Origin of the sequence: Gordonia metallireducens (genome assembly GCF_021245825.1) — a bacterium.
GTDB lineage: Bacteria > Actinomycetota > Actinomycetes > Mycobacteriales > Mycobacteriaceae > Gordonia > Gordonia namibiensis.
The window spans coordinates 1-10,978 of the sequence record NZ_JAJQJP010000004.1 but is presented as its reverse complement, the minus strand read 5'-3'; the positions used below and the strand labels follow the sequence as shown (position 1 = coordinate 10,978).

Annotated in this window: 5 protein-coding genes, 2 rRNA genes and 1 pseudogene; 1 reads left to right on the top strand and 7 read right to left on the bottom strand. The window is 63.6% G+C overall.

The features are described from left to right. Positions 1–2,458 (bottom strand): 23S ribosomal RNA (locus LQD00_RS02080); the annotation flags it as partial. A 456-nt stretch (positions 2,459–2,914) separates the two neighbouring features. After that, positions 2,915–4,437, bottom strand: a 16S ribosomal RNA gene (locus LQD00_RS02075). 727 nt (positions 4,438–5,164) lie between these two features. Between LQD00_RS02075 and mftM the strand changes: the two genes are divergently transcribed. Further along, entirely contained in the window at positions 5,165–6,022 is an 858-nt protein-coding gene (gene mftM / locus LQD00_RS02070) for a mycofactocin oligosaccharide methyltransferase MftM (protein ID WP_232715464.1), read from the top strand. A 9-nt stretch (positions 6,023–6,031) separates the two neighbouring features. On the opposite strand, the gene LQD00_RS02065 is transcribed toward mftM, so the two are convergent. The 5 genes and pseudogenes from LQD00_RS02065 to LQD00_RS02045 form a co-directional block, all read right to left on the bottom strand. Beyond that, positions 6,032–6,718 carry a MadR family response regulator transcription factor gene (locus LQD00_RS02065; protein ID WP_308195914.1) on the bottom strand — a complete coding sequence of 229 codons (687 nt, stop codon included), beginning with the start codon at positions 6,716–6,718 and terminating at the stop codon, positions 6,032–6,034. Then, a complete protein-coding gene (locus tag LQD00_RS02060; RefSeq protein ID WP_269784542.1) occupies positions 6,715–8,079 on the bottom strand; it encodes a MadS family sensor histidine kinase in 1,365 nt (454 codons plus the stop codon). Before LQD00_RS02060 ends, LQD00_RS02065 begins: the two co-directional genes overlap by 4 nt. Continuing rightward, positions 8,079–9,254 (bottom strand): iron-containing alcohol dehydrogenase, encoded by a 1,176-nt coding sequence (locus tag LQD00_RS02055; protein WP_232715463.1) that lies wholly within the window; start codon positions 9,252–9,254, stop codon positions 8,079–8,081. Before LQD00_RS02055 ends, LQD00_RS02060 begins: the two co-directional genes overlap by 1 nt. A 69-nt stretch (positions 9,255–9,323) precedes the next feature. After that, on the bottom strand, positions 9,324–10,868 hold the full coding sequence (gene madC, locus LQD00_RS02050; protein WP_232715462.1) for a MadC family VWA domain-containing protein: 1,545 nt from the start codon (positions 10,866–10,868) through the stop codon (positions 9,324–9,326). Then, positions 10,865–10,978 (bottom strand): annotated as a pseudogene (locus LQD00_RS02045) (MoxR family ATPase); the annotation flags it as partial. The pseudogene LQD00_RS02045 and the gene madC, both read right to left, overlap by 4 nt.

Genomic DNA, 10,978 nt, shown 5'->3' with positions numbered 1-10,978 from the left:
TGAGCGATAGTCTCGTGGGCTCGTATATGTGTATAAGASACAGGAGTGGTATTTCAACAACGACTCCATGAACACTGGCGTGCCCACTTCACAGTCTCCCACCTATCCTACACAAACCGAACCGAACACCAATACCAAGCTATAGTGAAGGTCCCGGGGTCTTTTCGTCCTGCCGCGCGTAACGAGCATCTTTACTCGTACTGCAATTTCGCCGAGTCTGTGGTTGAGACAGCAGAGAAGTCGTTACGCCATTCGTGCAGGTCGGAACTTACCCGACAAGGAATTTCGCTACCTTAGGATGGTTATAGTTACCACCGCCGTTTACTGGGGCTTAAATTCTCAGCTTCGCTCCCCAAAGGGAACTAACCGGTCCTCTTAACCTTCCAGCACCGGGCAGGCGTCAGTCCGTATACATCGTCTTACGACTTCGCACGGACCTGTGTTTTTAGTAAACAGTCGCTTCTCTCTGGTCTCTGCGACCCACACCAGCTCCCGAAGTAAATTCGTTCACCGGTCTGGGTCCCCCTTCTCCCGAAGTTACGGGGGCATTTTGCCGAGTTCCTTAACCACAGTTCTCTCGATCGCCTTAGTATTCTCTACCTGACCACCTGTGTTGGTTTGGGGTACGGGCCGTGTACCAACTCACTAGAGGCTTTTCTCGGCAGCATAGGATCATGGAATTCACCGCAACGGCTACGCATCACCTCTCAGGCTCAATGTGTTCCGGATTTGCCTAGAACACGCCCTACAGGCTTACACCAGTACAACCACTGACTGGCCCCACTACCTTCCTGCGTCACCCCATCGCTTGCCTACTACCAGCCAAGGTCCCATGCATCACCCCACCCGGCACCCGAAGGTGCTCCTGGGGGATCTGGATGGTTAGTACAACTGATTCAGCATGGGCGCGGATACACGGGTACGGGAATATCAACCCGTTGTCCATCGACTACGCCTGTCGGCCTCGCCTTAGGTCCCGACTCACCCTGGGCGGATTAGCCTGGCCCAGGAACCCTTGGTCATTCGGCGGAAGAGTTTCTCACTCTTCTTTCGCTACTCATGCCTGCATTCTCACTCCCACACCCTCCACCACTAGATCACTCTGTGGCTTCCACGGATGCAGGACGCTCCCCTACCCACCCACACACCTGGTCGCCTCTCCGTAGAAAAACGACGGGCTATTGTGTGAGTGCCGCGGCTTCGGCGGTGTACTTGAGCCCCGCTACATTGTCGGCGCAGGATCACTTGACCAGTGAGCTATTACGCACTCTTTCAAGGGTGGCTGCTTCTAAGCCAACCTCCTGGTTGTCTTCGCGACCCCACATCCTTTTCCACTTAGTACACGCTTAGGGGCCTTAGCCGGCGATCTGGGCTGTTTCCCTCTCGACTACGAACCTTATCGCCCGCAGTCTCACTGCCACACTCTCACTTACCGGCATTCGGAGTTTGGCTGACGTCAGTAACCCTGTGGGGCCCATCGGCCATCCAGTAGCTCTACCTCCGGTAAGAAACATGTGACGCTGCACCTAAATGCATTTCGGGGAGAACCAGCTATCACGGAGTTTGATTGGCCTTTCACCCCTACCCACAGCTCATCCCCTCCATTTTCAACTGAAGTGGGTTCGGGCCTCCACGACGTCTTACCGTCGCTTCACCCTGGCCATGGGTAGATCACTCCGCTTCGGGTCTAGACCCGGCGACTCTTTCGCCCTATTCAGACTCGCTTTCGCTACGGCTACCCCACACGGGTTAACCTCGCCACCGAGCACTAACTCGCAGGCTCATTCTTCAAAAGGCACGCCATCACCCACCACAGTAAACTGTGCACAGGCTTTGACGGATTGTAAGCGTCCGGTTTCAGGTACTATTTCACTCCCCTCCCGGGGTACTTTTCACCTTTCCCTCACGGTACTTGTCCGCTATCGGTCACCAGGAAGTATTCAGGCTTACCGGGTGGTCCCGGCAGATTCACAGCAGATTCCACGAGCCCGCTGCTACTTGGGCATCCATCACGCAAGACCATGTGTTTTCAGCTACCGGACTCTCACCGTCTACGGCAGACCATTCCAGGCCACTTCACCTAACACACGATTTTCTGACTCACGCTTCCACAGGCAGATGGAAGAAGATGAACCCCACAACACCACACACACAACCCCTACCCGGTATCACATGCGCATGGTTTAGCCTCATCCGCTTTCGCTCGCCACTACTCACGGAATCACATTTTGTTTTCTCTTCCTATGGGTACTGAGATGTTTCACTTCCCCACGTTCCCTCCACACCCCCTATACATTCAGAGGTGGGTAACACGACATCACTCGTGCTGGGTTTCCCCATTCGGACACCCTCGGATCACAGCTCGTTTGACAACTCCCCGAGGACTATCGCGGCCTACCACGTCCTTCATCGGCTCCTGGTACCAAGGCATCCACCGAACGCCCTTACACACTTACAACAACACCTACAAACCACCCCCACCCCAACAGTTCTCACGAACCACATCAGCGGGGATCGAATGTAGACATCACAAAAAACAATTTCTGCTAAATCACAGACCAAGCACTCCCACCCCAAAAGGGTCGAAGCATTGGTTTGAAATAAAGATGCTCGCATCCACTATGCACTTCTCAAACAACACACACCATGCGATCGTTGGCATCTCCGCACCCCATCACAGGACACCTCAACAACACCGCCAACCACACAGCTAGGTCAGAGACAACACTCACGTGTGTTCCCTCAGAACCCCGATAGTGTGACGTGAACCCGCCGGCCTCACAGCGCGGCGGCGACCGACCCTCACCACCATGTGGCAGCAAAAGCAGTGGCCTGTCTGATGTTTCACCCTCGAACACACACCCACCGCACGGACATACGCCGGCAGAAATGGGTGATGTTGTGTGCTCCTTAGAAAGGAGGTGATCCAGCCGCACCTTCCGGTACGGCTACCTTGTTACGACTTCGTCCCAATCGCCGATCCCACCTTCGACAGCTCCCTCCCACAAGGGGTTAGGCCACCGGCTTCGGGTGTTACCGACTTTCATGACGTGACGGGCGGTGTGTACAAGGCCCGGGAACGTATTCACCGCAGCGTTGCTGATCTGCGATTACTAGCGACTCCGACTTCATGGGGTCGAGTTGCAGACCCCAATCCGAACTGAGACTGGCTTTAAGGGATTCGCTCCACCTCACGGTATCGCAGCCCTCTGTACCAGCCATTGTAGCATGTGTGAAGCCCTGGACATAAGGGGCATGATGACTTGACGTCATCCCCACCTTCCTCCGAGTTGACCCCGGCAGTCTCCTGCAAGTCCCCGGCATAACCCGCTGGCAATACAGGACAAGGGTTGCGCTCGTTGCGGGACTTAACCCAACATCTCACGACACGAGCTGACGACAGCCATGCACCACCTGTACACCAACCACAAGGGAACATGTATCTCTACATGCGTCTGGTGTATGTCAAACCCAGGTAAGGTTCTTCGCGTTGCATCGAATTAATCCACATGCTCCGCCGCTTGTGCGGGCCCCCGTCAATTCCTTTGAGTTTTAGCCTTGCGGCCGTACTCCCCAGGCGGGGTACTTAATGCGTTAGCTACGGCACGGAACTCGTGAAATGAGCCCCACACCTAGTACCCACCGTTTACGGCGTGGACTACCAGGGTATCTAATCCTGTTCGCTACCCACGCTTTCGCTCCTCAGCGTCAGTTACTACCCAGAGACCCGCCTTCGCCACCGGTGTTCCTCCTGATATCTGCGCATTTCACCGCTACACCAGGAATTCCAGTCTCCCCTGTAGTACTCAAGTCTGCCCGTATCGCCTGCACGCCTACAATTGAGTTGCAGAATTTCACAGACGACGCGACAAACCGCCTACGAGCTCTTTACGCCCAGTAATTCCGGACAACGCTCGCACCCTACGTATTACCGCGGCTGCTGGCACGTAGTTGGCCGGTGCTTCTTCTCCAGGTACCGTCACTTGCGCTTCGTCCCTGGTGAAAGAGGTTTACAACCCGAAGGCCGTCATCCCTCACGCGGCGTCGCTGCATCAGGCTTGCGCCCATTGTGCAATATTCCCCACTGCTGCCTCCCGTAGGAGTCTGGGCCGTGTCTCAGTCCCAGTGTGGCCGATCACCCTCTCAGGTCGGCTACCCGTCGTCGCCTTGGTAGGCCATTACCCCACCAACAAGCTGATAGGCCGCGGGCCCATCCTGAACCGCAAAAGCTTTCCACCAAACGTCATGCAACGTAAGGTCATATCCGGTATTAGACCCAGTTTCCCAGGCTTATCCCAGAGTCCAGGGCAGATCACCCACGTGTTACTCACCCGTTCGCCACTCGAGTACCCAGCAAGCTGGGCCTTTCCGTTCGACTTGCATGTGTTAAGCACGCCGCCAGCGTTCGTCCTGAGCCAGGATCAAACTCTCCATGAAAAAATAGTGAAACAAAACCAGCACCCAAAAGCACCAGCGTTTCAACACAATCAGGAAAGCAAACCTGACCAATCCAAAACTAGCTTAATGTGACACCCAGACGGGGCCGAGCATCACACAAAAAATAAACATCTACATCCATAAAGAATGCTCGATGCCAAAAAATGGCATCAGACAATTCATCATCACACTATCGAGTTCTCAAAGAACACACACCCACCAGCTACCAACCCCACAAGGGGCCCTCACCAGCAGACTTGCTCTGACTTTCCGACGTCCACCCCGTCTCCGGGGCAACTCTTCCAGCCTACCAGACCCTCACCGCGACCCGCAAACCCGAAGTTCGCGACTCACAAGGGATCTGGCAACCCGCACCACGTCTGCAAGACATGAAATCTCGCAGTCGAAGTTCGGGGGCGGTCTGCGCGAAGCCCGGTCTCCACTCCCCATCCAGACCCTCTCAGGCCGGCCGGGGCGGCGCCGTGGCGCGCTGACTCGAAGAAAGTTACGCAACCGTTTCGCCAGGGTCAAATCGCCAGGTGGCCACCCGTCGTGTCGAACATCGTCGCAGGTCACGGTCTGCCGACAGGCGCCGAAACCGGCTGTCGTGCGTCCAGTTTCGACGAACCCGCGGATGTGACGTGCACCGCAGAACCATCCTTTCGGACAGGTACCTGCCCCCGCTAGGTCAGTTATGCGCAGGTCAGGATGTTTCTACGGTCGATTCATGACCATCACCGATCAGTCGACGACCGTCCGGGCTGCGCTTCTCGACTCATCTGTCGTACGCGAACGCGAGCCGCGGATTCTCCGATCTGCCCTTGTTCCCAGGGGTTTCACGCGCTGCGGTCTTCTGTCGTGGCGTCGGGTGGCCGGCATCCTTCAGATCGCGCATCCCTTCGACGAGGGGACGATCTCCGACTCGGTGGTCGTCGACGGCCTGGTGTCATTGGTCGACGCTGGTGTCCTGGCGGGACAGGAACAGTTCGAATCCGCTGCGGTGGGGATCATCCGGACCTCGGCGGGCACGTCCGCCGATGCGTGGTCGGCGTTCTACGACAACTCGATCCGTGAACTCCGCTGCGGGGCTTCGGCATTCGCGCCGGTTCACCGGCGCGCACGTTCGCTCGTCAGCGGTTCGTCGGTGCTCGAGGTCGGTTCGTGCTTCGGATTCCTGGCCCTGGCGTGCGCGATGGACGGGTTCGAGGTGTCGGCCTGCGACATCTCGCCGGGCGCCGTCTCCCTGCTCTCGTGCGCTTCGCGTCGACTCGGACTGCCGGTCGACGCGACCGTCGGCGACGCGACCGCCCTCCCCTATGCCGACGACTCCGTGGACACGGTCTCGCTCATCCACCTGCTCGAGCATCTCGACGCGGCCGGTGTGGAGGCGGCGCTGTCGGAGGCCCTTCGGGTTGCGAGGCGACGTGTGGTCGTCGCGGTCCCGTTCGAGGAGGAGCCCAGTCCGCACTTCGGACATCGTCTCCGGCTGACCGAGAAGGACCTGCACACCTGGGCGAGCGGCGTCGGGCACTCCGGAGCCGAGGTGTTCGTCGACCACGGCGGCTGGCTGGTCCTCACCCCGTAGGACCACCGGTCAGATGAGGCCGCGCTTGCTCGCGATGTACACCGCATCGGTGCGCTTGCTGACACCGAGCTTGCGGATGATGTTGCGGATGTGGAACTTCACGGTCGATTCGGAGATGTAGAGCGTCTCCCCGATCCGCTTGTTGGACATGCCATCCGCCAGCAATCGTAAGACCTCGCGCTCGCGGTCGCTGAGTGTCTCGGTGGCCTCCGCCTCCCCCGACACCGTTCGCAACACCACCGCGGCGCTGCGCGGGTCGAAAGCGCTGCCACCGGTGGACACCGCCTGGATCGCCCGCACGAGTTCGGTCGTGTCGACGTCCTTCACGACGTACCCCCGGGCACCGGCGCGGACCGCGCGAACGACCAGGTCGTCGTCGAGGAACGTGGTGAGCACGAGTGCCGCGACCTCCGGGTGGCGCTGGGCGATGTCCTTGATCAGGCGCAGCCCCTCGTACTCGGTACCCGCGGACAGCTTGAGGTCCACGACCACGACGTCCGGTCGGCATGCGTTGACCTCGGCGAGCGCGGCGTCGTGCGAGCCGGCCTCCCCGACCACCTCGACGACCTCCTCCCGCTCCAGGAGTGAGCGCATCCCCTCCCGGAGCAGCGCATGATCGTCGACCAGCAGTGTCCGGATGGGCCTGACCTGCTTGCCCCGGCTGGGCGCGTCCCCGGCCGTCTTGTCGGTGCTCACGAGAACTCCCTGGTCGTCGTTCCGGGATCGGATGCGGTCGGCAGGATCGCGGTCAGCCGGATGCCGCCGGCCCGCGACCGGCGGATTCGAACCTCGCCGTCGAGCTCGGTCGCCCTCGAGGCCATGTTCGCCAGACCGCGATGACGTCCCGCCGCGAGGTCGCCGAGCGAAGCGGTCCTCAGCACGCGCCGGAGGTGCTCGGGGTCGCCGACCCCGTCGTCGTCGACGGACAGCGACACCTGGTCCGGCGCGTAGGTGAGCGTCACGGTGACCTCTGTCGCGCGTGCGTGGATCGCAGCGTTGAACAGCGCTTCCCCGGCGATCCGGAGCAGCGCGTGCTGGACGTCGTCGGTGAGGTCGCGGGAGCGGCCCCGGATGCGGACCGCGGTCGTCAGATCCGGCGGCATGTGCAGCGAGCACAGTTCGGTCAGGACCTCGTGGACGCTCGGCGACGGCACGCTCGCGGCGTTGTTGAGTGCGTAGATGAACGTCCGCAGCTGCTCGACCGCCTCCTTCGTGAGCCGGCCGGCCATCTGCAATCGCTCGAGTGCAGCCCCGTCGACGAGGTCGCGACACAGCTCGATCTGCACCCCCGCGGACAGGACCGACTGGGTCACCGAATCGTGCAGCTCGCGGGCGATCCGTGACCGCTCCTCGTTGAGGACCGTGGCGCGCATCGCGGCGGAGAGTTCACGCTGCGTTCGTTCGAGCTCGTCGTTCCGCTCGGCCAGTTCCGCAGCGTGACGGTGGGTTTCGGAGAAGAGCTCGGCGTTGAGCAGGGCGACGATCGCCTGGCTGGCCAGGATGCGCAGGACCACGACGTCCGTCGGGTCGACGACCCGGTCGGACGGCGTCCACGCAGACAGACCGCCGACGACGTTGCCGTCGAGCTCGACGGGCACGTGCACGTGATCCTCGGACAGGATCGGGCCGTGCAGCACCGGCTCGTGGCCGCGCAGGATGTCGTTGAGTCGGTTCAGCACCTCGTCGGGCAGGCCGTCGGGCGGAGAGGCCGTCGCCGAACCCTCGAAGGCGTAGAGCCGGCCGCCGCCCGAACTGATCAGGTGACGCGGCGCGGACCGCTCGAGCCGACCGTCGGCGAGGCCGAAGACCACCCACTCGGCGCCCAGGTGATCGCGTGCGGCCTCGACCACCGCGATGACCAGCGCCTCGGGCCCCTCGGCGGTGCGCACCAGCGCCCGCGAGATCCGTTCCAGGGCACCGACCACCCGACTCAGCCGGGCCTCGACCCCGCGGTACTGGGCATAGTGACTGCCCTTGACGCTGCGGAGGCCGACGAGGCTCTCGAGGTCGGAACGGGCGGGTTCCCGCTCGGGGTCGGGCCGCGCGGCGCCGGCCATCACAGGGCCTCCGCATACAGATCGCGAATCCCGGCCGCCTGCGGTCGGCGCGGGTTGGTGGTCATGCACGAGTCCGCGAGGGCGTGCGTGGTGAGCCGGTCGAGGTCTTCGGCGCGAACCCCCAACGGCTTCAGCGACTCCGGCATCCCGACCCGGGCTCCCAGTCCCCCGACGGCGTCGGCAAGGCGGTCGGCGACCATGCGTGCGTTCCCGTCGGTGGACAACCCGATCGCCCCGGCGAGGTCGACGAAGCCGTCAGCGCACACCTCCGCGTTGTAGCGGATGACGTGCGGCAACAGAACCGCGTTGATCGCTCCATGGGGTGCGTCGCAGTGCCCGCCGACCGGGTGACTCATCGCATGCGTCGCGCCGAGGATCGCATTGGTGAACGCCATCCCGGCCCGCAGCGACGCCAGCGACATCTCCTCGGCCGCGACCTTGTCCAGCGGATCGTCGACGAGCCGCTCGAGGTGGGTCCAGACGCCCCGGATCGATTCCAGCGCAAGCGAATCGGTCATCCGTCCGTGCGCGAGCGAGACATACGCCTCGACGCAGTGCGTCAGGACGTCCATGCCGACCTGTGCGGTGACCTCGGCCGGCACCGTGGTGAGCAGTTCCGGATCGCTCACCGACAGGTCGGGTACCAGCGAGCGGCCGATGATGGTGACCTTGGTGCGGCGCTGCGCGTCGTTGATGATGCAGAACTGCGAGACGTCGGCGCCGCTGCCGGCCGTGGTGGGCACCGCGACGAGCGGCGGCAGGGGCCGGTGGGCACGATCGATGCCCTCGTACTCCAGGATGTGGCCGCCGTTGGACGCGAGCACCGCGACCCCCTTGGCGGCGTCGATGACCGATCCGCCGCCGAGCGCCACGAGCCCGTCTGCGTCGTGCGAGTTGTACGCCAGGAACGCTGCGGTGACCTCCCCGGCGCGCGGGTTGGGCGACACGTCGAGGAAGGCGGCCGCGTGCAGACCGGCGTCGGCCAGCCCCGACATCAGCTGTGCATACCAGGGGGTGCCTTCCAGACCACGGTCGCTGACCACCAGCGGACGGCGCATCCCGAGGCCCGAGGTGGCGAGCGGCACCTCACCGAAAGCGCCCGGTCCGAGCACGATCTCGGGGGCATGGAACTTGGCGACATGACCGGCGCTGCGTCGGCGCGTGCCACCCTGCATCCGTTGTCCTCCGATCACCACGGGCCGATGACTCGCTGTCCGCGACCCGCACATCCGACGCTACTCACGTCACCTCAGCGCTGCACCAAGTTCATCACAGCGCGCGAGCATCTCGGCACCGTCCCGCACGCTGACCACCCCGCTGCAGTGCTCGGCATAGTCGGCCATCGCACAGCCCGTCTGGGACCAATAGCGCGACGGCTCCGGCGTCACCCACGCGAGCCGGTGCGCGCGTCGACCGATCTCGGCGACGAGGTCGGTGCGCGCGTCGAATCCGTTGCTGCGCGCGTCGCCGACGACGAGCACCGAGGTACGCGGGGTGATGAGGTCACCGAACTCGCCCAGCAACCCGGCGAGCATCTGCCCATAGTCGCTCGTCGCGGCCAGGTCGAGGCCGTCGGCGGCGAGCACTGCGGCCAGTGCAGCCTCGGCGGACGCGGCCCGTAGCGCCGTGGTGACGCGCACCGGACGGTCGACGAAGGCGACGACCTCGCATCGGTCGCCGAATCGGTGCAGGGTCTGGGCGAGCCGCAGGATGAACCCGGTGACCGGCCGGACCGACAGCGAGACGTCGACCAGGACCAGCAGTCTCACCGGACCTGGCCGCGGACGCCGGCGCCACAGTTCGGCCGGCACCCCGTCGGTCGCCACCGCGGCGCGCATCGTGGCGCGGATGTCGAGGGTTCCGCGGTCGCCCAGACGGATCACCCGGCGCGGTGCGCCGCGCATGCGCTGGACCAGCCGATGGCACGCACGGTCGATGTCCGCCTGCTCGGTGCGCGCGGGCGCGGACTGGTCGAGTGCGTCGCCCATGGCGATCCCGGCTGCTTCGAGGCGTGTGGTGAACGCATCGACGAAGGCCGCGAGCGCCCGTTCGAGTTCGACGCGACGCGCGTCGTCGAGGTCGGCGTTCCCGTCGGCGCCGTAGGCGCTGCGGGGGTCGTAGGCGTCGAGCGCCGCCAGGATCGCGGCGGCGCCGGTCAGACCCAGCGGCGTGGACTCCACCCGGGCGGCGGCACCGGTCAGTTCACCCACGGTTGCCGAATCGGCGGAATCGATCTCGACGGTGTAGGTCACTCCCCCGCTCACCGAACCGCTGTCCGGGTCGACGCCGAGCTGCTCGGCGCCGGCGGAGACGGTGAAGTCGTTCTCCTCGCGATGGGCGCTCTCGCCATGACGCTCACCCGCGTCGGGATCGGGCGCCATCAGGTCGCCGATCTCCTCGGTGTGTTCGTCGGCGCCGATGCGACGGGCCGCCCCTTCGAACTGCTCGTCCCAGACGACGTCGTCGGGGAGGTCCGCGGCGGCACCCCGTGGCCGGGGCAGATCCGCCTCCCGACCGGAACCGGGGTCGGCGTCGAGGAAGAAGACGTCGAAGGCGTGCTCGAAACCCTCGGTCTCATAACCGTATTTGACCGAGACGCTACGCAGGGCCGCGCGCAGCACGCCGAGATCGCCGCCCCCGACGATGGCCAGCGTCCGGCGGATCTCGATCACCTCCGCGGGCGACGCCGCGACCCCGGCACCGCGCAGCGCCTGCCCGAACAGGACCGCGAGCAGGTCGAGGATCTCGGCGCGGCGGACGTTCTCCTTCGGCGGCGTGAGCACGGTCATCGGCCCGCGTGGACCCCGGCGCTGCGGGCCCGGCCCGCACCGAACGCCCGCGCCGTGACCGAGCCCTGCGGCGTCGTGCCGTCGACCCCGACCTCCGCGACGGGCGTGTC

Excerpts from the sequence above, each read along its gene's own strand:
- mftM (WP_232715464.1), top strand. The coding sequence starts at position 5,165 with ATGACCATCACCGATCAGTCGACGACCGTCCGGGCTGCGCTTCTCGAC.
- LQD00_RS02060 (WP_269784542.1), bottom strand. The coding sequence starts at position 8,079 with ATGGCCGGCGCCGCGCGGCCCGACCCCGAGCGGGAACCCGCCCGTTCC.
- LQD00_RS02055 (WP_232715463.1), bottom strand. The coding sequence starts at position 9,254 with ATGCAGGGTGGCACGCGCCGACGCAGCGCCGGTCATGTCGCCAAGTTC.
- madC (WP_232715462.1), bottom strand. The coding sequence starts at position 10,868 with ATGACCGTGCTCACGCCGCCGAAGGAGAACGTCCGCCGCGCCGAGATC.